Source organism: Pseudoclavibacter sp. RFBG4, from assembly GCF_002931515.1.
In the GTDB taxonomy this organism is placed as follows: Bacteria; Actinomycetota; Actinomycetes; order Actinomycetales; family Microbacteriaceae; genus Pseudoclavibacter.
In genome coordinates this window covers 17189-41458 of record NZ_PSYC01000012.1, presented here as the reverse complement: position 1 = coordinate 41458, position 24270 = coordinate 17189, and the positions used below count along the sequence as shown (strand labels likewise).

General features: G+C 65.7%; 21 protein-coding genes. 4 read left to right on the top strand and 17 right to left on the bottom strand.

All coding sequences use genetic code 11. The annotated features are described in order from the left end of the window. Nucleotides 1-3: 3 nt before the first annotated feature. Nucleotides 4-582 (bottom strand): YdcF family protein, encoded by a 579-nt coding sequence (locus C5E10_RS03215; protein ID WP_146080138.1) that lies wholly within the window; start codon nt 580-582, stop codon nt 4-6. A 484-nt stretch (nt 583-1066) separates the two neighbouring features. Between C5E10_RS03215 and C5E10_RS03210 the strand changes: the two genes are divergently transcribed. Beyond that, complete coding sequence (locus C5E10_RS03210; RefSeq protein WP_146080137.1) at nt 1067-1756, top strand: hypothetical protein; 690 nt, start codon at nt 1067-1069, stop codon at nt 1754-1756. 342 nt (nt 1757-2098) lie between these two features. Here the strand turns inward: C5E10_RS03210 and C5E10_RS03200 are convergent, their stop codons facing one another. The 3 genes from C5E10_RS03200 to C5E10_RS03190 form a co-directional block, all read right to left on the bottom strand. Further along, on the bottom strand, nt 2099-2968 hold the full coding sequence (locus tag C5E10_RS03200; RefSeq protein WP_104330418.1) for a hypothetical protein: 870 nt from the start codon (nt 2966-2968) through the stop codon (nt 2099-2101). Nucleotides 2969-3244: 276 nt separating this feature from the next. After that, nucleotides 3245-4147, bottom strand: a complete 903-nt coding sequence (locus C5E10_RS03195; protein WP_181062617.1) for a glycosyltransferase family 2 protein — start codon at nt 4145-4147, stop codon at nt 3245-3247. After that, entirely contained in the window at nt 4144-5661 is a 1518-nt protein-coding gene (locus C5E10_RS03190) for a lipopolysaccharide biosynthesis protein (RefSeq protein WP_258070981.1), read from the bottom strand. The genes C5E10_RS03195 and C5E10_RS03190 overlap by 4 nt, the downstream gene beginning before the upstream one ends. A 241-nt stretch (nt 5662-5902) precedes the next feature. On the opposite strand from C5E10_RS03190, the gene C5E10_RS03185 reads away from it, so the two are divergent. Together C5E10_RS03185 and C5E10_RS03180 are read left to right on the top strand one after the other, a co-directional pair. Then, complete coding sequence (locus tag C5E10_RS03185; RefSeq protein ID WP_104330415.1) at nt 5903-6838, top strand: glycosyltransferase family 2 protein; 936 nt, start codon at nt 5903-5905, stop codon at nt 6836-6838. A 366-nt stretch (nt 6839-7204) separates the two neighbouring features. Next, nucleotides 7205-8209 (top strand): glycosyltransferase family 1 protein, encoded by a 1005-nt coding sequence (locus tag C5E10_RS03180; RefSeq protein ID WP_181062615.1) that lies wholly within the window; start codon nt 7205-7207, stop codon nt 8207-8209. Here C5E10_RS03180 and C5E10_RS03175 read toward each other — a convergent pair. The 9 genes from C5E10_RS03175 to C5E10_RS03135 form a co-directional block, all read right to left on the bottom strand. Beyond that, nucleotides 8206-9300, bottom strand: coding sequence for a glycosyltransferase family 4 protein (locus tag C5E10_RS03175; protein ID WP_104330413.1), 1095 nt, complete (start codon nt 9298-9300; stop codon nt 8206-8208). The two genes, C5E10_RS03180 and C5E10_RS03175, sit on opposite strands and share 4 nt — an antisense overlap. Next, nucleotides 9291-11537, bottom strand: coding sequence for an N-acetylneuraminate synthase family protein (locus C5E10_RS03170; protein ID WP_104330412.1), 2247 nt, complete (start codon nt 11535-11537; stop codon nt 9291-9293). The genes C5E10_RS03175 and C5E10_RS03170 overlap by 10 nt, the downstream gene beginning before the upstream one ends. Then, nucleotides 11534-12289 carry a cytidylyltransferase domain-containing protein gene (locus C5E10_RS03165; protein ID WP_104330411.1) on the bottom strand — a complete coding sequence of 252 codons (756 nt, stop codon included), beginning with the start codon at nt 12287-12289 and terminating at the stop codon, nt 11534-11536. The genes C5E10_RS03170 and C5E10_RS03165 overlap by 4 nt, the downstream gene beginning before the upstream one ends. Beyond that, nucleotides 12286-13323: an RNA-binding protein gene (locus tag C5E10_RS03160; protein WP_104330410.1), complete on the bottom strand. Its 1038-nt coding sequence runs from the start codon at nt 13321-13323 to the stop codon at nt 12286-12288. The genes C5E10_RS03165 and C5E10_RS03160 overlap by 4 nt, the downstream gene beginning before the upstream one ends. Further along, nucleotides 13314-14066 carry a glycosyltransferase gene (locus C5E10_RS03155; protein WP_258070980.1) on the bottom strand — a complete coding sequence of 251 codons (753 nt, stop codon included), beginning with the start codon at nt 14064-14066 and terminating at the stop codon, nt 13314-13316. The genes C5E10_RS03160 and C5E10_RS03155 overlap by 10 nt, the downstream gene beginning before the upstream one ends. A gap of 242 nt (nt 14067-14308) precedes the next feature. After that, a complete protein-coding gene (locus C5E10_RS19350) occupies nt 14309-14866 on the bottom strand; it encodes a DapH/DapD/GlmU-related protein (protein WP_146080135.1) in 558 nt (185 codons plus the stop codon). Between the two features lie 15 nt (nt 14867-14881). Next, the gene (locus C5E10_RS03145) at nt 14882-15424 is read right to left on the bottom strand and encodes a hypothetical protein (protein ID WP_181062614.1); all 543 of its coding nucleotides are present in this window, start codon (nt 15422-15424) and stop codon (nt 14882-14884) included. Beyond that, nucleotides 15424-16713 (bottom strand): polysaccharide biosynthesis tyrosine autokinase, encoded by a 1290-nt coding sequence (locus C5E10_RS03140; RefSeq protein WP_181062613.1) that lies wholly within the window; start codon nt 16711-16713, stop codon nt 15424-15426. The genes C5E10_RS03145 and C5E10_RS03140 overlap by 1 nt, the downstream gene beginning before the upstream one ends. 454 nt (nt 16714-17167) lie before the next feature. Continuing rightward, nucleotides 17168-18334, bottom strand: coding sequence for a glycosyltransferase (locus C5E10_RS03135; RefSeq protein ID WP_104330407.1), 1167 nt, complete (start codon nt 18332-18334; stop codon nt 17168-17170). Nucleotides 18335-18512: 178 nt separating this feature from the next. Between C5E10_RS03135 and C5E10_RS03130 the strand changes: the two genes are divergently transcribed. After that, the gene (locus C5E10_RS03130) at nt 18513-19751 is read left to right on the top strand and encodes an O-antigen ligase (RefSeq protein ID WP_104330406.1); all 1239 of its coding nucleotides are present in this window, start codon (nt 18513-18515) and stop codon (nt 19749-19751) included. A 325-nt stretch (nt 19752-20076) separates the two neighbouring features. Here the strand turns inward: C5E10_RS03130 and C5E10_RS03120 are convergent, their stop codons facing one another. The 4 genes from C5E10_RS03120 to C5E10_RS03105 form a co-directional block, all read right to left on the bottom strand. Next, a complete protein-coding gene (locus C5E10_RS03120; protein ID WP_104330404.1) occupies nt 20077-21066 on the bottom strand; it encodes a GDP-mannose 4,6-dehydratase in 990 nt (329 codons plus the stop codon). Between the two features lie 55 nt (nt 21067-21121). After that, entirely contained in the window at nt 21122-22105 is a 984-nt protein-coding gene (locus C5E10_RS03115) for a GDP-mannose 4,6-dehydratase (protein ID WP_104330403.1), read from the bottom strand. Between the two features lie 130 nt (nt 22106-22235). Further along, on the bottom strand, nt 22236-22907 hold the full coding sequence (gene lepB, locus C5E10_RS03110) for a signal peptidase I (RefSeq protein ID WP_181062612.1): 672 nt from the start codon (nt 22905-22907) through the stop codon (nt 22236-22238). A gap of 59 nt (nt 22908-22966) precedes the next feature. Further along, the gene (locus C5E10_RS03105) at nt 22967-24115 is read right to left on the bottom strand and encodes a hypothetical protein (protein ID WP_181062611.1); all 1149 of its coding nucleotides are present in this window, start codon (nt 24113-24115) and stop codon (nt 22967-22969) included. Between the last annotated feature and the right edge of the window lie 155 nt (nt 24116-24270).

Sequence of the window (24270 nt, the reverse complement as noted above, 5' to 3'; positions counted from 1 at the left end):
CGGTCAGCAGGTCGGCGCGACGAGCGCCTTGATGAAGGCCCCTGACTGGTACAGGTACTGCCAGGCCCAGTTGGAGTCGTCGATGCCGGCGCCGTCGTCCGTGGCGAGCACTCCCCCGCCCAGGCAGTCGGTGAAGATCATGCGCGCGCGCGAGATATGGGTGACGCTCGTGACGATCATGACCGACTCCCATCCTTCCGCCGCGGCCAACCGCTTGACCATGAGAGCTTCACCTGCCGTGGTGAAGGGTTCCGGGATGAGGCAGCGGGTGACGGGCGCAGTGGACCCGTCACCCGCCTCCGCCTTGCACGCGTCGATGCTGATGGCGGCGTCGAGGCCGTAGTCGTCGACGGCGATGACGATCGTGTCGCTGTAGCCGTCGGCGGCCAGCTGCTGGGCGACCTGGATGCGCGCCTCGCGCGGTGGGCCGAGGACGACGATCGCGTCGACCTCTCGGGGTTCATCCATGGAGGGGAAGACGAAGAGGGGCAGTCCGGCCGCGATGACGGCGATGACGAGAGCCACCGCAACACCCGCGATGGAGGCCGCCCGACGCACCGCCCCTGTTCTGCTTCCGCTCACCAGGACAGGTTACGTGAGCGGCGATACCCATTCCGCTCCCTGGCCCCACCTGTCAGCGCAGTGCCCGTCTGAGCAGCTGCCTCTCAGGCGGGCCCCTCATTTTCCGACGCGGCCTGAGCGGGCGCCGCTATGGACACGGCGATAATCGGAGTGGCCCAGGCGACGGCGCTGAGCAGGCTGCGCCGTTCAGCGCCTCTCTCCGACTCTGTATCTGATTCGTGAATGGACATCGTCGTTCCCCCTTGCTTCCTGCGCGGGGCGTTCCCCGCGCACCAGGTCGGCCGGCGACTGACCCCCGTCGAGTTCCGACCTTCCGAATACCCGAGCCTACCCGAATTGGCTCGGTCCAGGTACAGGGAGAGCTCCCCTGTGGAGGCTCCGTCCGGGTGACCGGCGCGACATCACCGTTCGGCATGCGCCGTTCCGCCGAAACCGAGGGCAGAGCACCATCTCCATTGACCTCGAAGGGCAATAGCATTGGCGCATGAATCCCCCGCCGGAGCCGCCTGAGCGACGCTTCCTCGGAACTGTCGATCGGCGACTTCCCGCCACGCTCGTCGCCCATCCGCTGCGGTGGAGTTGGGCGTGGTTCGTGGTCCTCGCGTCCACAACGGCCCTTGGCTGGGTCGCCGATTGGCCGATGCCCGTGTGGGCGGCGGTCGTCGTCGTCGGATCGCTGCCCTCGCTGACGGCGACGGTTGCCCTCCTCCTCCGCACTCCTCGCAGCCACCTCGATGAGCACGATTCAGTGTTCGGGCACTTCTTCGTTCGCTTCGTGACGCTCGTCGTGGGGTTCGCGGCGTGGACCATCTCGGTGGTGATGAGCGCGAGCCTCTCGACGCTGCTGCAGCTCATGGCGGAGAACCGCGAAGACGAGATCACCTACTCGGGCATCCAGCTCTTCGCGGGCCTCATGCTCCCGGTCGTGCTGGCGATCTGGCTCGTCTTCCTGCTTCGCTGCGCCTGGTTCCTCGCCAAGCTCCGCGGATGGCGCGAGCACCCTTCGGCTGAGCGCTCGCGCGTGCCGGGTGCGTTCCTCGCCGAGCTCCCGAGACTGCGCCAGATGATCGTCGGGTTGGCGCACCCCGGTGCCCTGCTCGCATCCGCTGGACTCTCGTCGGCTGCCGTGCTCACGGAGGAGACGCTGCGCCTGACCTTCACGATGTTCTTCTAGACCTCTCGGATCGCCGAGCCCGCGTGGCGAGCGTGGCCAGAGCACCGCCGAGAAGCAGGACAAGACCTGCAACAAGGGGCACTCCGCCGAAGGCGTCGTCGACGCCGGTCGCTGCGAGAGCACCCGGCCCGAGTGCCGACGAGGGATCCGCCGAACCAGGTGCGGAGGCGGCGGCGTGCCCATCAGGCGTCGACGAAGTGGATACGGCGGGAGCCGCGGACGGGGCCGGAGTGGGTGCCCCCGAGACAACCGCCGTCAGAGTTGGCGACGTCGCCGGTGCGATCTCGACCGCAACGGAGGCCTGGATGAAATCGGTGCCACGCATCGTGGATCCGGAGAGCGTCACCGGACCGCTGACCCCGCCCGCTCGCCCTGCACGGAGTAATGCGTCTGGAAGGCGACCTTGGACGAGGCACCCGGCTCGAGGTCCAGCATCCAGCTCAGGCCCATGACGTGGTCTCTCGCGTGGCCAGCAGACGTCGCGCTGTCCATGAACTGGACCTGGAGGCCCATGGCCGCACCGACTCCTCTGCTCTGGTCGATCGCGAACCGGCTGCCCTCGGCGAGCGGGATGAGCTGCGCGTAGTCGTCGCCCGCCGTGGTGCCCAGCCCCCAGGGGCCGGTCGCGATGCCCTCGACATTTCGGCAGAGGACTGACCCGTCGCCTGTCGGTGGTTCCGCGTAGGCGAGATATCCCGTCTCCGGACGGGTGCAGTCCGCGACGCGGTAGACGATCGGGGTGAGGCGCTCTGTCGCGAGGCTGGCGACCTCGATCGACGTCGTGAAGGAGGAGCCGCCGGAGACGTAGGTGTCCACCTGGGTGACCCGGAGGAGGTCGCCGTCCACGACCGTGGTGATCTGGAAGGGCTCAGTTCCGGTGCCGATGCCGGTGCTCGTCTGGGAGAGCGGAGACCATTCATGTTGGAGCGCCCGGGCCTCCTCGCCCACGAGCCCGCTCAGCCAGAAGTCGGCGGGCACGTTGAGGGTGTCTCCAGCGGCTACAGCTGTCAGGCAGCTCGTTCCAAGTCCGAAGAGCGGCGTGTCCGGCGTTCCCGAGACGGATGCGTGGCAGCTGAGGTCCGTCGTCGTCGTGAGCGACGTCAACGCCCCGGCAGCGCCGACCACGGTCGCGGCAGCCGCTGGCATCACCGTGCCGGCTCCGATGAGCCCGATGCCGGCGAGCGTGACGGCGACGATGTGTGCAGTTCGCATGTATCCCCCTGGTGGTGCGCCTGCGCGCAGGCTGGCGCAGGAATCCGCGTCCAGCATCGGGGCACACCACGAAGCAGGCCAGGGCCGTGCCACACCCTGAGCGCGAATCGTCCAGACAAATGGCCACTCGGGGTGACTATGCCGTATTCCGTTCAGGTTCCGGGGAGTCGGAAGGAACGATCGCCGAGTTCCAGCGGGACCGCTCGGGGGCGTCGTCGGTGTGACGACACGCGCTCGCGATCAGGGCCCGCTTGAAGCGGCTTTCGCACCGTGCAGCTAGCGGAGCAGCCCAAGCTCTTCTCGAAGGATTCTCCGTGCGGAGATGGGCCGTCCGGCCACCTGCCTCGCCCCGTTCGTGACGAAATTCACGAGGGACGCGCAGACGAGGACGCTCCGTTGGAGCGCCGGACGTTCGTGCCACTTCTCCGCGTACTTGAAGCGCGAGTCGACAAGCCACCTCCGACGCCGAAGGGGATCCGTCGATGCCCCGCCTTCATGCGCCACCTCGACCGTGCCGAGGAAGAGAGCGGGCACACCCTCGCGGCGCAGACGCCGCTGCAGATCGATCTCCTCGCAGTTCATGTAGAACAGCTCGTCGAAGCCGCCAGCGCTGCGAACGGCTTCTCGTGGAAGCAGCATGGCCGCCCCCATGACCCAGTCCACCTCGACAACCGCCCCGGCCACACATCTGAGGTCGTGCCCGACCGCTCTGTGCCACCAAGCCGTGCCTCGGAATCGAGCCAACACCGTCAGCCACTCGACCAGGTACTGCGTCGTGGACGGGAAGCGACGCCCCACCCACTGTGCTTCCCCTGAGTGCCCGACGACGTGAGGGCTCACGACTTTGTCGCCGTGCTCTGCGGCACGCGCAACGAGGTCATCGAGGAACGAATCGCTGACGGACAGGTCGCTGTTGAGGACGAGGACGTGCGTCCCGGCCGCGGCCCGGATGCCGGTGTTGACCGCCGTCCCGAAGCCGCCGTTCTCCGTGCGTCGCAGGACCTGGACGCCCTTCGTCTCCGGAAACGAGATCGGCGAAGCATCGTCGACGACGATGAAGTCGACCGGCACCCTGCTGACACCGCCTTGCAGCACCGCGAGCAGCGCTTGCGCGTCGGTGGGATCGCCGTAGTGCGGAATAACGACCGAGATGCTGTCGATCGATGAAGTGCTGTTCATTCGACGTCGTCTACTTTCTGGCTTTTCTTGGCTTTCCGCTTCAACGCTCTCTGAGCCGTCGAGAGGACTACGAAGTAATCGGAACGGACGTGTGGGAAGAGGAGACCGAGACTCAAGAGCGCCGCAAGCACACCGCCACTGGCCAAGATCTCGAGGATCGCAGCAAGAGGGGGAACCCATGCATTCATGACCCACCAGGCACCGAAGGTCGCGAGCCCCGTGACCGCGAGAATGCGCAGTGACTGCACCATGAGCCGCCCGAGAGGGAGGCTGGTGACCGCACGCGCGTAATAGATGGCCAGTGGGATTCCGAGCAGTTGGAGCACAACAGAGGCGAACACGACCGCCTCGACGCCGAACGGCAGCGCGAAGAGCAGGAACGTGACCTTGAGCACGAGCGTCACGACCGAGAGCGTGACCAAGCCCCGCACCTGGCCGAGTCCGATCAGGAGAGAGGCGACAACGACAGTGAGCGTCGAGAGGCCCTCGACCATGGCGATGAGTTGCATGATCACCGTCGCTGGCAACCACTGGTCACCAAGAGCCAGGCGAACAACAGCGTCCGCGCACGCGATGAACCAGCCCAGCATGATGAGAATCGGCAACGACGCCAGAACCTGCGCGCGCTCGACGAACCGAACGACGAGCACTGGCTCGTGCTGCAACTTCGCGATGACGGGCAGCGTCACGTTGCCCACCGGCCCGCGCAGGATGTTCGTCGGAGTTCGAATGAGCTGCAGGCCGCGGTTGAAATAGCCGAGCTCGGTCGGGCCGTATCTGGCACCGATGAGCACTGCGTCGATATTCGACGAGACGTACGTCATGACCTGGGTCGCGAGCACCGCTCCGCCCAGTCTCAGGAACGACTTCACGCTGGTGGCCCTGTCATACATGCGCGCCACCCATCGGGAGGCGATGAGCATGACGATCAGGGATATGAGGCCGCTGAGCAGCTGTTGTGCGACAAGCGCCCAGTAGCCAGCACCTCCCAGTGCGAAGAGAACTCCGGCACCGAGCGCCAGCGTGCCGGAGACGACGTCCGCGATTGCGATCGTGCCGAAGCGCATGCCGCGCGTGAGCTGGGCGCGGTAGGGGGAGCTGAGGCCGGAGATGAAGAACGTCGGGGCCAGCGCGATCGTGATCGCGATGAGCGATGGCTCCCCGTAGATGCCGGCGATCAGCGGCGAGGCCGCCGCTACGGCCACGGCCATCACGAGACCGGCACCTGCACTGATCCAGAACAGGTTGTCTCGTTGGGCACGGCTCAAGGTATGGGCCTGGATGACCGCCCCGGAGAGTCCCAGTTCTCTGAAGATCTCGCCAACGCCCACGATCGCGAGGACCATCGCGATCAGGCCGTAGTCCCGGGCATCCAGCAGGCGAGCGAGGACGACAACGGATGCCATCTGGAGGAACACTCTTGAGATCTGCCCGAGACCGGTGTGCAATCCACCGCGGGCTGCACGGTCGCCCAAACGACGAGTCTCGCCCTGCGAGCTCGATTCGTCAGACATCATCCGCCTCCAGAACACCGCTTTTGCGTCCTCGGATATCCGAAGCCGGCCTTCGCACCCCCAGTGCGTGCGTTCACGAGACTAGTGCACCCCGTCACCCGATCCACGTCGAAGAGGCCCGCCAACGGAGTGCAAGGAAGTAAATGCCGCATGCTAGAGTCACGGGAGTTCGAGAGGCCCCGTCAGACCCGGCAAATCTAGAACATACGGCAAAATCACGCACTCCGACGATGGATAACGGATGACACATTCTCTGGTTTCGATCATCGTGCCAAGCCGCGGAGGCGCACGACGCCTGCCGAGGCTCATCGAAGCTCTTCGTGGACAGGACTCTGCGCAATGGGAAGCGATCGTCGTTCTCGACGGTGACGTCGATGGGTCGGAAGCCCTGATCGAAGAGCTGGCGGGGGACCTCCCCATCCGTTCCATCGTCTTCAGCGAGAATCGCGGGAGGTCGGCCGCGCTCAATGCTGGTTTCGAGGCGGCGAGCGGGAGCATCCTGGTCCGATGCGATGACGACCTCGTCCCCGCCCCGAACTATGTATCGACCCATATCTCCGAGCACGAACGCGGGGAGGCGGGACTGATCGGCCTGTACCTGAATGTCCTGCCGACGACGCCATACGCGAAGATCTACGGCAGGCCGCGTGACCTCAAGTTCCGCCAGACGGCCTACACGACCCCGGTCTCCGAGCAGTGGAAGTACTGGGCGGGGAACGTCTCGATCTCGAGAAGCGCGTACGACCTCGTCGGCGAGTACGACCTCGCGTTCCGCGCCTACGGGTTCGAGGACGTGGACATGGGCTATCGGCTGCACAAGGCCGGCATCCCCGTTCGACTCGTCCCCGAGTTGGAGACTCCTCACTATGTTGCAGCCGTAACGACGGGCATTCGTGTGGATCGCTCGTTCCACTCGGGGGCCGCTCGAGTGAAGTTCGAGCGCAAGCACGAGCTCGACCACGAGACAGGGCCGAACCAGCACGGCTTCTGGGAGCGCGCCACGAAGGTCGCCGGCCAGCGGCTGGGGCGCAAGCAGCTCGGAACGCTCGCGCGAACCGTCGACCGCTTGATCCCGGTGCTCCCGGCATACGTGAGCGAGAAGTGCATCTCGTTCCTCGTCGAGTCGGCGTCGATCTCTGGCGCGGAGCATGCGACGCAGATCGACACACGCATCTAGCGACGTGTTCGCGGGCAGCCTTCGTCGACAAGGGAACCTCAAGCGAGGCCTAAAGGTAGCCGCGTTTCCAAGGCAGAGCAGCGGCATTTGCCGCGTCAACAAGTTATCTCCGCGAATACTCCCGCGATATGCGGTTCGGTGGCCACCTCACGGTATTCGCCGCGACTTCGCCAGGTGAGGCGAATCGTGTTCAGAGAGCATCGACGTGCCGACCCTCGCGCTTCACTAAACCAGCATTGTTCGCCGCGATAGTCCGATCTGGACAATCCCCACGCGCGATACTCCACAAGACGTGAAGAAAATTTCGGTTCACCTCGTGGAGCCAGAAGAGCGCCGATATGCCGCGCATCCTCTATGGTTATCCACGTGCCCGCATTACTTGTCTTCGACGCCCGCTGGATCGGCTCTCACGGCATCGGCCGGTTCGCAGGCGAGGTGCGAAAAGCGATGCCACCCGGCACGCGTGACCTCCGCGGTGAGGATCCCGTGTCGCTCAGTGGCGTCTGGCAGTCGCTGCGAGCCGCCGTGAACATGGCGATGCGCGGTCGCAGCATGTTCTACAGCCCTGGGTTCGCTCCTCCCATCTTCTGGCGGGGTCCGATCGTGCTGACGGTGCACGACCTCATGCACCTCGATGTGCACGACAGCCCAGTGCACGTGCGTGCGTTCTACCGCTGGATCGTCCGCCCCCACCTGCGCCGCGCCAGGGCTGTGCTCACGGTCTCCGAAGAATCGAGACGGCGAGTCGCGACCTGGGCAGGTGTCCCCTTGGAACGCGTTCACAACGTGGGAAACGGGGTGGACGACTGCTACCGAGCAGACGGACCCTCGCTCGACCTCGGCGCTCCGTACATCTTCTACATCGGAAACCACAAACCGCACAAGAACGTTCCCCGCCTGATCGCCGCGTTCGGCCAGGCCGAGCTTCCGGAAGGCACGCTCCTGGCATTCTCTGGACCCCGAAACGAGACCATCCTCGATCTCGCCCGGCAAGTCGGCGTCGAAGCGAGGGTCAGATTCCTCGGGATGATCCCCGAGGCCGAACTCCCGGCGACCTACCGCGGGGCATCAGCGCTCGCAATGCCGTCCATTCACGAAGGCTTCGGCTTGCCGGGACTGGAAGCTGCAGCGAGTGGTACGCCTGCCGTCGTCGGGCAGACGAGCGCGATGCCGGAGGTGCTCGGCGAGGCTGCCGTGTACGTCGATGCGATGAGCACGCCATCCATCGCGCGGGGCCTCGAACGGGCCTTCACCGACGAGGCGATCCTTTTCGCTCAGACGGAGGGCCCCCGACGCGCGGAGCTCTACAACTGGGAAGACGTGGGCAAGCGAGTCATCCGCATCCTGGACGCCGTCCGGGCCGGCGCCTAGCCGAAACGCCGGTAGGCACCCGCGAGTCGCGACGTCATGCCCTCCACCGAGAGCCAGCCGCTGATGTCAGCGGTCGCTTGCTCGTCGAGTATCGCGCGTGCGACGTCCGCGACATCGTCGGCGTCGACCAAGCTCGCTGCAGCGACGATCTCAGGATTGCCGCCCACGTTCGAAGCGACGACGCGCATCCCGTTGGCAGCGGCGTCAAGCAGCGTGTACGAGCAGTTCTCCCACACCGACAACTGCACGAGCACGTCCGCGTCTCGCAACGCCGCATCCGGGTCGACGAAGCCGACGAACTCGACGCAGTCTGACAGCCCGAGCACCGTGACCTGAGCCCGGAGATCGCGCTCCAACTCGCCGCTGCCGGCAATAGTGAGCCGCGCATCCTCGTACTCGCTGTGCACCAGCCGGAAGGCCTCGAGCAGCTTGTCGATGCGCTTCTCCGGTGCAAGCCGCGAGAGCGAGAGCACTCTGAGGCCCGCGCCCTCGGCGCCACCTTCAGAGGCGTCGTCGCGCACCGGGGGCGCATCGACCCCGTTCGGGATGACCTCGATGTCGATGCGCGGATGCCACTTCGCGGACATCGCCGCCTTCGTGGCACCGGAGACGGCGATGGCCGCGGAGAACCGCCGCAACCGGGCAGTGTGCACGGCCGCCATGAGTCGGGACTTGGCAGTCGAACCGTGGTACACCAGGTCATCGCCGGCGATGCCGTGCTCCGTCGTCACTCGGCGCGCGTCACGCGGAAGTGGGGTCACTGCGACGATCACGTCGGCGAAGGAGAGATGCGAGTGAACGATCGCCGGACGCAGCCGAGACGCCGCTGCCCGCAGGGTGCGAACCGATGCTGCGATGCCTGCCTCAGGTCCGAACCTGCCGATCGCGACTCGAGCCCCGAGCGCGCGAAGACGCTCGGCGAGCGGGCCCTCCGGGCAGAGCACGACGAGGTCGTATCCGGGGATACCGGCCTCGGCAACGTCCAGCACGTGACGCGCGACGCCCGCGAGGTCCGAAACGGGAACCGCCCACAGCGCGAGGGGCTTCGCCGTCAGCTCGGCCCCGTCGCGGTGTGGCTGGACTAGAGCCACTTCTCGAGCCGATCGAGTGCCGTCCAGAAGCCCTGTCCGTTGTTGATGTGGCCCTGCCAGATCTCGGGGATGAACGGAGCGTTCGGCGTGTACTCGTTCAGCTGGCCAGCGAGTAGCGGCCAGTCGATCTCACCCTCGCCGACCTGCACGCCCTCGCCGTCGACGCCCTTCGCGTCGACGAGGTGCAGGTGGATGCTGTGCGGCGCGAGCAGATCGGTGAGTTCCGAGAACGGGATGCCGACGAAGTTCGCGGCCAGCTTCGAGTGCGAGACGTCGAACGTGAGCTTCGTGCCCGTCCTCTCGCAGAACTCAGCCGTGTCACGAGGATCGACGAACAGGTTGCAGAACTGCTGACCGCCCATGAACCACGGGAACGGCGGAAGCGTCTGCGCACCGATCTGCACGCCTTCCGTGTCGAGACGCGCCAGTGCCGCCTCGATACGGTCATACATGGCGCGGCGCTGGTGCGGCTCGACGTGCTTGTCGGTCGTGATGCCACCCATCGTGACGACGATGATCGGCTCCGTCGACTTCAGGAACCACTTCTTCAACGACCGAGTGGTGTCGATGGTGCGCTGAACCTCGCGGATCGACCGCTCCCAGTGCTCGTCATCGAAGGACGCCAGGTCGACGATGAAGTCGCCGGAGTACAGGTCTGGGAGGTGTGTGGTGAAGTCCATGTCCAGCGGCTCCGTGAAGACGGAGTCGGGGTCGATCTCGAGGTCCTTGTACGAGAAGTGGAACTCCAGGAAGTCCGGCGTCGCGTCCTTGATGAAGGTGAGGTAGTCGTGATAGCGGATCGGCAGGCCCCACGGGCGGTCGAACTGGAAGTCGCGGCCCACGGGGGCGGTGTCGGTCAGGTCACCGTCGAAGAAGAAGTCGCCAGCATCCATCGCGCGGTTCGTGGTGCGGCCAACGAGGTCGTCGAGGCGGTTCGGCTGCAGGCCTCGCCCCGGGCTCTTGACGTCGATGTCCTCGAGCTTCAGCACTTCACCGAGCTCGATGGCGCGCTTCGCCACGAGCGACTTGGCCAGGTTGGTGCGGTTCATAGCCTCACCTGTCGAGACCTCGCGAGGCCCGTTGCTGCCGACGGCGCTCTCCACCTCACGGATCTGCTCCACCATCTGACGGAACTCGTCGGGGAGCAGCGAGACCTTGTGGTCGACGCCCTCCATGCCGCGGTCGATCGTGAAGTGCTTCTCGATGATGCGGGCGCCACGGGCGACCGCAGCGATCGGCACGTGCCAGCCGCGCTCGTGGCCTGAGTAGCCGACGATGCTCTCGCCGATCTCCTTCAGGCGGTCGAGGTAGGCGAGGTTGACGTCTTTGTACGGCGCCGGATACGTCGACTGGCAGTGCAGGAGCGCGAAGCTCGAGCCGAGCGAGCGCATGAGCCCGACTGTCTCGAGGATCTCCGCCTCGCGGGACATGCCCGTGGAGAGGATCATCGGCAGGCCACGCGACCCGGCGTCGCGCAGCAGCTCGTGGTTGGTGAGGTCGGCCGATGCGATCTTGAGGCCGTCGATGCCGTAGTCGACGAGCGCCTGCACGCTGTTCGCATCCCACGGCGTGCACATGAGGTCGACGCCGCGGTCGCGTGCGTGGTCGAAGACCTTGAAGAGCTCCTCCGCGGGGAGCGAGAAGCGAGAGAGCAGGTTGAGCGTGTACTGCGCACCGAGGTCCTCGCCAGCGCTGGACCCGCCGGACTGGCGGTAGAGCGAGTCGAGGTCACGCAGCTGGAACTTGACGGCGTCGGCACCGGCGTCAGCTGCGAGGTCGACGAGCTCCTTGGCGAGGTCGACGGAGCCGTTGTGGTTGATGCCGATCTCGGCGATGAGGAACGCCGGCTTGCCCTCGCCGATCTCGTGGTTGCCGATGCGGAGCACGTCGGTGCGGTCGATGGCAACAGCGACGAGGTGGTTGGTCTCATCGACCAACGGCAGGTGCGTCACCCCACCGTGGCCGAGCAGAGGAGCGAGGTCGACCGGTGTGGACTCTGCCGCCGCGGTACGCACCTGACGGTTGGAGACCTCGACGCAGCTGACGTCGAGGGATGCGGTGGGGTTCGCGACGATCCAGCGGCGGAAGTCGCCGTCGGAGAGCGAGCCCTGAAGGCGCCCGTGCTCGTCGACGCAGAATACGATGCGCTGCTGGTTTGCGCTGATCTTCTGGAGGCCGACGACGATGGGGTCTTCGGCGAAGACGATGTATGGCGTGAGGTTGCGCTCGATGATCACTGAGCGGGGTCCTTGTCTGTCGTTGTTGCTGATTCTGATGCCCCAGCGGCGGGCGCGTCAGTGTGGAGGTTCGTGAGCTGATGGTCGGCGATGGAGAGGTCGAGCATCGTGTCGATGTCGACGCCCTCTCTTTCGTCCATCTCGAAGAGTCCGATCTTGCCGCCGAGGCGGTTGTGGAGCGTCTCGTAGGTCTCGGTTCTGGTGATGTAGAGGGAGCCTGTCTCGCGGTAGAACATCTGCGTCCTGCTGAGCTCCTGGCGACGCGGCCGCGCGCCGACGCTGAAGTGCGCGCGAGGCTGGTCTTCGTCCCCAGGTCCGTGCTGCCAGAGGAACGGAGCCTGTGGGACGACGCCGACCATGGAGTCGACGCCACTCTCCTCGAACTGAGCGATGGCGCGGTCGAGGGTGCCAGGCAGCCGCAGCGGTGAGGTCGCCTGCAGCAGCATGACGGCCTCGGGTCGCCTGCCGGCAGCCGTGACCTCGGCGATTGCGTGCTCGATCACGGGCTCTGTTGCCGTCGTGTCCTCAGCGAGGTGCGCGGGACGCAGCCAAGGCACGTCCGCTCCGGCCTGGCGGGCGATCGCGGCGAGCTCATCGTCGTCGGTCGAGACGAGCACGTCCATCCGGGGCCGGGCGGCCAGTGCCTGCTCGACCGTCCAGGCGAGGAGTGGCTTCCCTGCGACGGGTCGCGCGTTCTTGCCCGGGATGCCTTTGGAGCCTCCCCGAACTGGGATGACGCAGAGGATCCTCATGCTGCTCCCTCCAGAATTCGCGCGAGACTCGCGGCTATCGACTGTGCTGGCTCTGTCTGGGGAACAGGCGGGGCGGGAGTTGGATCCTCGCCCCACTGAGAAAGACCATAGCGCTCCCAGAAGTCCAGCACCCAATCGGGCGCGTCGACGCACGTCACCCAGGCTTGTTCGCCGGCGGCGGCCGCTTCCAGCACCCCGGTCGAGAAGACGGAGACCACCGGGCGATGCAGTTCTCCGAGCGTTCTGCCTGAGTTCTCGAATTCGATCCCGCGACGTTGCCAGACGCTGTGCTGGATTCGGGAGAGGCGGTCGGTCTCCGAAGGATGCGGTCGGTACTCGGCTCCCGTGGCTCGGCAGAATCGCTGAGCCGTCTTGGCGGAGATGCGGCGCGGAAGTTCAGCGCCGTGGAGCTGACCGAGGAAGACGGGCTTCGCGTCGCGGGTATCGGTGGCGGCGCGTTTCCGCTGGGCGGCGTTCCAGAGGATCTGCGCTCCGACGACCTCGTGGCTGACGTCGCGACGTCCCGATTTCCAGAAGTCTGCGTCCGAGTCCGAGAAAGCGAGCAGGTGGCTGCCGCGGGCCAGCGGCGGCGCGAAGGGTGTCGTCAATCCGTGCTGGGCCACGACGAACCGCGCGCCGAGCTGCTGGCTCCACTCATAGGCCAGCTCCCCCGCTGGCAGGTAGCTTCCGGCCGAGAAGACCGCGCGGATTCCGTGCAGGATCTCGGGAAGGTCGCGACCCGATACCCGAGTCGAAGTCCAGTGCCCCTCGAGGAGGTGGCTGACGTCGCTGGGGGCCAGCACGGCGATCTGCTCTTCGCCGAGAAAGCGAAGTGGCGCCGTGTATGCCGCGATGGTGCTCGGCTTCGGGGCCTCGATGGGGACCAGGAGTCGTGGCTCTGGCCCGTTCGCGAGAAGGAAGAACTCGGGTGCCTGATGAGCACGTCGGAGGTGCTTCACGAACTGCTGCTTGAGCGAGCGTGACTCCTGCCATCGGTGCCAGGCATCGAGGTCGTTGCTGAATTTCAGTCCCACATCGCCTCCAGGCTTCGTGCACGCTGAATGAGGGTGTGCTCCGCGAGCGTGCGTTTGCGACCAGCGGCTCGGATGGCCGACGCCCAGGCTGTGTCACGCTGCGCTCTGCGGGCGGACTCGACGACGTCCTCGGCACTGTCGAAGACGAGGATCTCGGTTCCGATGTCGTAGAACTCGGACACGTCGGCGCGATCGATCAGCTCCAGGGCTCCTACCCCGGCCGCCTCGAACGTCCGCATCGTGAAGCCGTCCTGGTTCGAGTGGATGTTCAACGTCGCCAGACTTCCGGCCATGACCCCGTAGGCCGCGGCGCGATCCAGGTCGCCCCCGACCGGGACACCAGCGCCTCGGAACCTTCGCGTGCGGGCGACGTCCCAAAGGCGGCGTGACCATTCCCGGCCGTACGCGCGGACAGGGACGCCAGACGACTTGACGTTCACCACGAGGTCTTCGCGATTGGGATATCGGGCGCCGACCAACGTCACAGCAGACGAAGGTACCGGGGAGAACTGCAGCAGCGAATCGAATCCGAGTGGCACATGAGCCGCGTGTGCGCCCAGCGCTTGCAGTCGGGCGGAGTCACTCCGGCTGTAGCTGGCAATCGGGCCGAGGCTCTGCAACGTCCGGACGGAGTATCTCGTGCGTTGAATCTCGTCGTACAGCCAGGTCGCCGTGGGCAGTCGGCTTGCTTGGACTGCTTCCCACCAAGCTTCTCCAAGCTGATCGCCTTTGATGATGACCACTGCATCCCAAGCCTCGCTCCGCAGTCGCGAGACGGCCCGTGCGGTCGCTCTGTCCTCGGCGGACCGCCAGCGAACGGAATCCGGGAGCTCATGGAGGAGCTTGTTCTGAATTCGGTCCGTCACGCTCGTGTGCGTGTCATAGCAGTGCGAGCTCACGTCGTACCCGAGTGATTCGAATGCTGCGCTGATTGCCCGCCAATAGCCATGGAAAACCGGGCTGACGAGGAGGAGTCGACGTCGCATCACGGAATCACGGTCGTCGCAGCTGGCAGGATCCGGGCCGGTACTCCTGCTGCGGTCGCGCCGGCAGGCACGTCTTTGGTGACCACCGCTCCGGCACCGATCACTGCTCCGTCGCCGATCGTGACACCACCAAGAACCACGGCGCGATGCCCCAGGAAGCACTTCTCCCCGATGTTGATGTCCCCCCCACTGGTGTTGGCCATTCCGGCGTTCAGGTCATGCCCCCCGGCGTTGACCATCACACCGTCCGCCAGCATGGACCCGTTGCCTATTCGGACTGAGGAGACTGCGTGGATGTGCACATCGTGGCCGACGTAGACGTCGTCCCCGATCAGCAGATCCCCAGCCGTCTCGGCCTCGAGCCAGGCACCCTCGTATATTGCACAGCCGGCGCCAATGCGTATCCGCTCAACGCCGCGGAGGCGCAGAGGCTTCACGATGACGCTCCCCGCGCCGAAGCTGGCAAAGGCCTTGCTGAAGACGAGACGAGACGCGATGGCCCCGAAACGCCAGCGGACCGACGGCGGAGCCTCAGTGAGGAAGCGTGCGATGTTCACGGGTCGCCCTTCGAGTCAATCCGTCCTCAGACGGGGTGGACGAGCTACGGCGTCGATACCAGGAAGGATGATGTCCAGCAGGGCGTCGATCTCCGCAACGGCTTGTTGTGCAACGACCGGCCCGCGACCGTACGGGTCGGCGAAGTCGAGGTCGCCCCCGGGTGGGGTCTTCTTGCTCGCCAGGTAGGACAACGGCGCCACTCGGCGCGGAGCGTGCTCGAGCAGAGCGGCCGCGCTGCGGATGGTGAACGTGTTCCTGACTGATCTCGGCCACTCGCTCAGCATCCAAGACCGGTGGCTGCCTTCGAAGGCCAGCACAAGATCGGCGTTCTGGAGCATAGAAGCGTCGACCTGTCTCGCGACATGGCCCGGAGTCTGGACCCCTCGGCCGTGAACAGCTTGCGCGATGGTCGCGTCGATGTCCTCCCCGACGAGCGCGCGCACCCCAGCGCTGGAGACCTGCCAATCGTTGCCTGCACCGAGACGCTCGCGAGCGAGGAACTCGGCTGCTGCGGATCGAGCAATGTTTGCATGGCAGACGAAGAGCAGCCTCGGCACTAAGCGCCTCGACGGGAGCGTCGGCTCGGAAGCTCCGAACCGGGCGTTTGCGGAGGCGGTGTGGGTTGCGATGCGGCGGGAGTGGCGCGGGGAGCCGAGGAGGCAGACGGCCGAGTCGGCGCGAGCGACTCGCGTGCAGGAGCCGCAGCGGGGGCAACCGCAGCGAAAGTCGGCTGCGGCGTCTGTGCAGCCGATGCGTCTGTTTGAACAGCGAACGCTTCGGGCTGCTCGTGACCACGCTTGATCGACTTCATGACGGGCATGCCCTTCCTGTCAGCCGTGACGTAGTAGCTGCGGTTCCGCCGGTACTCGTAGCCATCCGCGGTATCGCGTGGCGGCACCATGTTGAGGACGGTGCCAAGCAAGCGGCCGTTGACCTGGTCGATCATGTCCCGGGCGGCCGAGGCATCTTCGCGACGTGTGCGGCCGGCGGTCGCGACGAGCACAACCCCGTCGACGCGCGTCGAGAGCACAGCAGCGTCCGTGACGGGCAGGAGTGGCGGAGCGTCGATGACAACGATGTAGTCGGTGGAGAGGAGGCTGATGATGGACTTCATCGCAGCCGAGCCGAGCATCTCGGACGGGTTCGGAGGGATGCGACCGGACGGCAGCACGTAGAGGCCCGGGATCTTGGAGGCGACCAGAGCGTCTTCGAGCGACACCTGCCCGCTCAGCACTTCGCTCAGTCCGATCTTGCCGTCGATGCCGAGCACCGTCGCGACGGTCGGACGTCGGAGGTCCGCGTCGATGAGGATGGTGGGGGTGTTCGACTGAGCCAGCACCTGCGCAAGCGAGGTCGCAATCGTCGACTTTCCTTCACCCGCATTCGAGCTGGTGATGACCATGGAGCGAATCTCTTCATCGACGCTCGCGAAACGCAGGTTCGTGCGCAGACGCCGGAAGGACTCTGCGGCGATCGCGTCGGCATCGTTGGCCCCGCGGTTCTTGCCCATGAGCTGCGGCGACTTGGGGATGCGTCCGAGAGAACCAGAACGGGTCGCCGTTGCGAGATCCTTCGAGGTACGCACCTTGACATCAAGGGCCTTCCGCAGGAATACGAACACGTAGGCCAAGACGATGCCGATGCCAGCGCCGAGGAGGAGGTTGGTCTGCAGGTTGGGAGTCACCGGCGTCGTCGGCGGGACCGCGTCTTCGAGGGGGATCACCGTGACGTTCGAGACGCCGCCGCCGACCTGCGTCTCGACGTCCGTGATGACGTCCGCCATGGCCTGAAGAGCGCCGTTCGCCAGCGCAACAGCGCTCTCCGGCGAAGACGCAGTTGCGCTCACCTGGATCAGTTCGCTGTTGGGCGCAACAGTCGCTGAGAGCCGCCCCTGCAGTGTGTCGCCGTTAGCGAGCCCCAACGCCGGGTTAGCCGCGATCTTCTCGCGCACAGGTCCGCTATTGATGAGCGGCAAGTAGCTGTTCGCTTTGGCGATAGAAGCCTCTGAGCCATTGAGGAACCCGTTCTCGAGGCCAGAAGCGGCGATTACATAGCCAGAAGATCTCGCCTCGAAGACGTGGGGTTGAATCTGCGTGTACCCGAAAGCTCCGAGCAAGCCGATGAAAAGGCCAATGGCGAGCGTCCGCCAGTTGCGACCCGTAAGCCGAAGGACGTCAAGTACGGTCACGCCGTAACCCTCTCTCTGACACAGCAATTCGCGCTCGGGGCATTGTGCCCGCGGGCGCGAGGAGTCTCCACAGTAGCAAGTTCATCGCGATTGGCAACCAGTTGAGCCGACATCATCGACCTTCCCCGCGTATAAGCGCGTCATCTACGAGTTTCTGAAGCTTACGAGCGAACGACTCCTCCGAGAATTCGCGAGCGTGCTCCTTGATCCGGCCCACATCCCACACGTCGTACCGCGAGGCGGCGACCGCAGCCGCGATGCTCGCGGCGTCCGGAGTATCGAAGAAACGGCCCGTTACACCCTCCGCGACCGTATCGAGGTAGCCGCCGGCGCGAAGCGCGATGCTTGGCTTGCCCCACGCAGCGGCTTCCACAACAGTGAGGCCGAAATCTTCGAAAGACGGGGCGATCAATGCGCGGCTGCGCGCGTAGAGCCACCGCAGCTCGTCGTCGCTGATGCCCGAAACCAGCCGAACGTTCGCAGGCAGAGCGGCGACGAGCTCGGCCCGCTGCGGCCCGTCGCCAACGACGACGAGACGTTCATTGGCGAGTGAAGCCACCGCGGCGATGGCCTTGTCCACGTTCTTGTACGGCATGAGACGGGAGACGAGCAGGAGGTGCCCGCCCTCCCCCACGAAGTCCTCGAGGCCAGGAGCTGGAATTCTGGGACCGTCGGTGTTCACGCTCTGGGCCGGATAGACCACCTCGGAATCCCGTCCGTACACCTCGCGCACTCGGTCCCTGATGGCCGAGGAATTCGAGACGTAGGTGTCCACGCGCTTCGCGGCCCGCTGGTCCCAGGCACGGATGAGCGGCGACAGGAATCGGAGCCCCAGTGCACGCGGAGACAGGGGACGGGAGTCCCCGAGATACTGCTCCGGGAGATAGAGGAAGCGAGCCGGCGTGTTGCAGTAGGCGATCATGCGCCCATTCGTCGTGAACCCGTGCGCCCAGCCAGTGGTCGATGCGAGTACGACGTCGGCGTCAACGCGCACGCCGGAACTGGCGAGAGCGAGGAAGGGAAGCGCCTTGCGGTGATCACGACGGAAGAGGGGCACCTTGTTGATGGGCGACACGACGATGTCGAGGTCCTTGAACTCCGGGAATGTTGCGTCGGGCTCGTACAGCGTCGTGTAGATGCGCGCCTCCGGGAAGGCTCGGTGCATCGACAGGAGGAGACGCTCCGCCCCGCCTCGCTGCGTGATGTAGTCGTGCGCTATTGCGACGCGCGGCCGCTTCCTCGCGCTCTTCCCGTCCAGAGTTCTGTCGCTCTCACCCATACACAGTCACCCGACTCTTCAGCCTGATCCCAGACAATCTCGTGGACTCTTGCACGCAATGCTACGTGGAGAGCGGCTCGAAACGCCGGGGACCTTCGAGGCGGCAGAACTCACCCCCCGGTAGTTTCTGCCGAAGCACTGTTGGTCAGCACCAAAAACACACCGTAGCATCGGACTCGTGACTGACAGTTCCACAGACGCCAAGGCCTCGACGACCAGGATCGGGCAACTGCGTGCCTCGATCCTGGAGGCGGGCGACACCCGCATCACCGACGCCGTCCTCATGGCGTTGTTCATCGTGATTATCCCCGTGCCCGGCACAGGGATCGGAATCAACCTCGTGGCGGCCGCCGCTCTCATCCTCCTCGGCTCGTTCCGGAGACCCACGCGAACACTCGCTGGCGGCTACTGGTACCCGGTCATCTGCGTAGGCACTCTCGCGTATCTCGGCGTCGTTGCGGTCCTCACCGGTCCGGGAGCTGAGGACGTCACTCGGATGGGTCGCATCGGACTGCTGATGGCGCTCGCAGGCTTCATGGCCACCGGACGCATCAGCATCAAATCCGGATTTCGCGGCATCCTTCTCGCGCTGGCCATCAACGTGCCGCTTTTCTACGTCGGCCTGGCTCCAGACAACTACGGCGGTCTGCTCACAGGGTTCCTGGGCGACAAGAACGTGGCAGGGCTGACCTACGCGATCATGACGATCCTCTTCCTGCTCCTCACACCAAAGTTCTGGCCTCGCGCGTTCATCGTCTTGGGCGGTACCGCCTGCGTCGTCCTCACGGACTCTCGGACCTCGATGGCGGCACTCGCTGCGGGCCTCATCTGGCTCCTGCTCGCCCGGTATCTCGGCACCTTCTTCCGCGCGATCCTCGCGCTCGGGCTCTACCTGGCCTTCGAGTTCGCGGAGACCAACCTCGCCCAGGCTGGTGCCTACGCTGCGAGAAGCGGTTCCGATGAGCTGCGGGAGCGCATCGACGCCGCCTCATGGGAGAAGGTCACCGCCACGCCGTGGTTCGGTGCTGGGCTGGGCGAGGGCACCGTGGAGGTGGCCGGTGAGACCTGGTTCTTCCACAACGCCTACTGGGGCCTGTGGGTGGACGGTGGCGCCCCCCTGTCGATCGCGGTGCTCCTGCTGTGTGCTCTCGCTGGCTTCCAGTTCCTGGCGAAGGGAAGACCGACGCCAGAGTCGCGAATCGTCGAGGCATCGATGGTGACCCTGCTGCTGTGTTCCTTCCGCCTCGGCGAGACCTTCTTCTCCATCCCTGGATTCTTGGTCATAGGCGTCGGGCTGAGCGTGTATCTGCGCCGACACGGCGACTGGGTCGAGGACCAAAAGGCGCTCGACGCGAGAGAACTCAAGGAACGCGTGGCGCGACTCAAGATCGCACCTCGTATGAGTCGACCTTCGTGAACCGCGTGAACCGACTACCGCTCTGCGACGAGACCTCTGTCGGGCAAGCGGTGCTGAGAACCTCGCGATGGTGCTGAGGATACGTCACAGTGCGCTCAGAGTCCGGCGTCCCGCGCGCCCGCAAGTTGCCGTGGTCTGCGACCGGTCCAGGAGCATCAGCGGGTGCGATTTCTCTCGCTCGACGCCCGTCTGCCGATCCGCGATCGCGGCGCTACTCCTGACCATCCCGCTCGCGTGGGCGTCGTGGAAGCTCATCGAGTCCCCAGCCATGAACCTCCGCCGTCTCTTGCGCAAGGACAACCGGCACGCCGGAGCCGCTCCATAGTCACGCCGACCGGTGAGACTCCTCGGCACCCGCGGAGAGCTGCACGCTGTCTTCCTCGACCATGGCGGCAACGATCTCCTCGAACGCCACCGTCGGCTTCCAACCCAGATCACGTGCGAGGCGACTCGCGTCCCCGCGTGTCTCAGCAGCATCCACGGGTCGGTAGAAGCGCTCGTCGATGACGACGTACTGCTCCCAATCATCGATGCCGGCGGTCGTGAAGGCAGCTGCCACGAAGTCGCGGACCGTGTGCGAGACGCCGGTCGCGACGACGTAGTCGCCCGGCTCGTTCGCGTTCATGACCCGAACCATCGCGTCGACGTAATCCGGCGCCCAGCCCCAGTCGCGCTTCGCGTCCAGATTCCCCAGGCGCAGCTCCGAGTCGAGTCCGGCCGCGATCCGAACCGCGCTGTTCGTGATCTTCCGCGTCACGAACGACAGCGGACGCCGCGGTGACTCGTGGTTGTAGAGAATGACCGAAGCCGCGAACGCGCCCTCAGCGCGGGCGAACCCGACCGCGTGCTGCGCGTACGCCTTCGCCGCTCCATAGGGATTGGTCGGCGCCATAGGCGTCCCCTCAGACTGCGGGGCGGGAGCCGTGTCGCCGAAGATCTCGCAGGAGGACGCCTGCAGGAACCGAACCTCGCGTGCGGTTCGGGCGCGAACTCGGGAGACTCCCTCGAGCAGGCCAGCGACCGCCACCCCCGACACGAGCCCCGCCAGGGCGGGTTGCTTCCAGGACTGCGAGACCGAGGAGAACCCGCCGATGCTGTAGAGCTGCTCCGGCTCGACCTCGTCCACCAGATCCGGAAGCATCGCCGTGTTCGACAGGTCAGCCACGTGCGCCGTCACACCAGGACGGGCAGCGAGGGTGGTGGCCTCATCGGGGCTGCGCACGATCGCGTGGACGTCGTCACCCCGGTCGAGGAGCACATCGAGCAGGTAGCTGCCGTCCTGACCTGTGGCCCCGGTCAGCATGATTCTCGACATGACTCGCCCTTCCGACGCCCCGCTTCACCTGTGTCCCGACTGCAGGTCGCGAGCGTCACCGGTTCAGCTGGGCCTGCTCCTTGAGGTCGTTCTCGACCATCATCTGCACAAGACCCTCAAAGGATACCGTCGGTGTCCAGTCGAGCTTCTCCCGGGCCTTCGTCGGGTCGCCGATCAGCAGGTCGACCTCCGCGGGGCGCATGAACTCAGGTGCCTGCCGCACGTACGCTTCCCAGTTCTCGATCTCCGCAGCCTGGAATGCAACGTCGAGGAGTTCCTTGATGGAATGCGTCTCGCCAGTGGCGACCACGTAGTCGTCGCCCTCGTCCTGCTGCAGCATCCGCCACATCGCGTCGACGTAGTCGCCGGCAAAGCCCCAGTCGCGTTTTGCGTCGAGATTGCCCATCACGATCTCGTCCTGCAGACCGAGCTTGATGCGCGCGACCGCCTGCGTCACCTTCCGCGTCACGAATTCCGGACCACGCCGCGGCGATTCGTGATTGAAGAGAATGCCGCTCGACGCGTGCATGTCGTACGACTCGCGGTAATTGATGGTCATGTAATGTCCGTACGTCTTCGCGACGCCATACGGGGAACGCGGCCAGAGCAGCGTCTCCTCGCTCTGCGGAACCTGCTGCACCTTGCCGAACATCTCCGACGAGGACGCCTGGTAGAAGCGCACCTTGTCGAGGTCCGAGCCCGCCCACAGGCGAGTCGCCTCGAGGATGTTCAGCACACCTTTGCCCGTCACATCCGTTGTCACCGATGCGTTCTCCCACGAGTAGGCGACAAAGGAGATCGCGCCGAGGTTGTAGACCTCATCCGGCTGCGACGCATTCAGCACGCGCGTCAACGACGATGCGTCGGTCAGGTCACCCGTGAGGATCTTCACGTCGGGCACCGTGCGCTGCACCAGCTCGAGCTTCGGGTTGTTCTGCCCACGAATGAGACCGAACACCTCGTATCCCTTTCCCAGCAGCAGCTCCGCAAGGTAAAGGCCGTCCTGGCCGGTGATTCCCGTAATCAGGGCGCGTGGCATAAGTATTCTCCGCTTCGTCGTTCACGAACTCACAGGCAAGTCCCTCGAACACACTAGCGGGAAGGAGCGAATGCGTGTTTGCAAAGCGAGAATATCGCGTACAAAACCCGAGCCGAAGCGAGGAAAACGTCTATACGCCACCGAAGCGCGGAATCGGCCAGACGATCGAGAAGACCTCGCCGACAACGTCGTCGTCACGGACGGTGCGCAGGCAGGAGGCATCCACTCCCCCGCCCCGGCACGCGGCGAGCGAGTCGGACGAGTTGGTGCGGTTGTCGCCGAGGACCACGATCTGCCCCTCTGGCACCGTGAACTCGTCGAAGCAGCGCAGAGACGCCGGCGATGTGGAGCAGTCGAGCGTGCCTGGCACGAACTCGAAGTCGAGGTCGACGTACGAGCTCTCGTCGAGCGCGGTCCCGTCCACGACGATGCCACCCGTTGCCGGGTCGACCGCCATGGTCTGTCCCCCCGTCGCGATGACGCGCTTCACGAGGATGTGCGAGAAGCCCTGGCCGATGCCGAAGACCTCGCCCACCACACGAGCCGCGAATCGCAGCGGATCGCTGGGAGCTTCGGGCGGCGCCTCGTCCCACGTGTCGGAAGCCGCGAACACGACGATGTCGCCCGTGACCGGTTCGGCATCGCCGAGGTAGGCGAGGCGATTGACCAGGATGCGGTCGCCGACGGCGAGCGTGTCGTCCATCGAGGCCGACGGGATGGCGTACACCTTCACGAAGAACGCCTGCACGAGCGCGAGGACCGCGAAGGCGGCGACGAGATGAAAGAGCGGATGCGACGTCACGCGCCGCAACCGTGAACGCGGTGCCCTTCGGGCAGGGGCGCTCGCGAGGTCGCCGTCGCTCACAGACCCGCCGTGTTGCCGACGACTGCGGCCTGAACGCGTTCGACGAGGTTCGCCTCGACCAGACCCTCGAGGGCCACCTGCACCAGGTGACGGGCGTCAGGGACCTCACCGTATTGCTCGATGAGGGCTGCCGTGAGGTGCGTGAGGGTCGTCCACTCGTCCAGGAGCTCCCAGAGGCCAGGCGCGATTCCGGCCAGCTGCCTGACCATGCGCGACTCGAGCGTGACCGCCTCGTTCGCGAACAGCAGCCAGTGGACACCGGCAGCACGTCGGTAGGAGTCCTCCCGGACGGTCGCCGAGGGAGTTGTCGCGTCTGCGACGCTGTGCCCCGATGTCCACGGTTGGACGTCGCCGTGAGCGGCAAGGATCTCGGGGACAAGCGCGGCGACCTGCGACGCCTCGGAGTACGTGACCCGCCGCACGCCGTCGGTGGCGTCGATGAGCTCCGCAAGCTGCACCAGCGGATCAGGCAAAGCGGGCAGGTAGCTGAGCTCAGGGACCATCGAGGCGATCGCACTGCCGGTTGCGACGGGCGAGAGCTGCGGGCCGTCGGCGAGCTCGTGCTCTTCGACGCGGTGCAGGAGCACGATCGCGGCGAGTTTCAGCGGCGCCTGCGGGAGGGGCCGGAGCCCGAGCTTCGCGGGAGAGAGCTGCTCTTTGGGCCGAGCCGAGTCGACGATGACCGAGAGCGGCTTGCGGTAGGGCAGGACATTGCCGTCGAAGTCGACGGCGAGAGTCTCGTCGGTGACGTAGCCGAACTCCCGACCGACCGTCTTCGCGAGCGTCGTCTTGCCGCGACCCGATGGACCGACGAACGCGATGACTCGACCGTCGTCGAGTGCGATGCCCGCCGCATGGATCATCACGAGACGACCGCCGTTGTGCTCGATCGCGTCGAGGGTCACCATGGTCGAGATCTGCGACGCCAGAGCGGCTGCGGAAGCACCCACGATGTCGGTCGCATCCGGTTCGCTGAAGGGAGAGAGCCCAAGACGATGTGATTCGTCAGGCTCACCCTCCCCGGGGTCGCCCGTCACGTCGGCCCAGGACTCCCGCAGGTCCGCCTCGAAGTCCGCCGAGATGCTCTCATCGAGGCGAAGTTCTACGTCTACGCCAAGGGGATTCAGGCGCAGTTTTCTCGTCATGCTGGCAACTGTACCAAGCACACAGGGCCTCAGACGGACCTGGGGAGCGCTCCCCCTCCCCAGGCTTCGAGCTCTCACCCTCAGGGGAGGGTCCGAGGCCGGCTTCGAGGATGCTCGGATGCACCGTCCGACGCCTCGGAAGTGCACGCCCACAC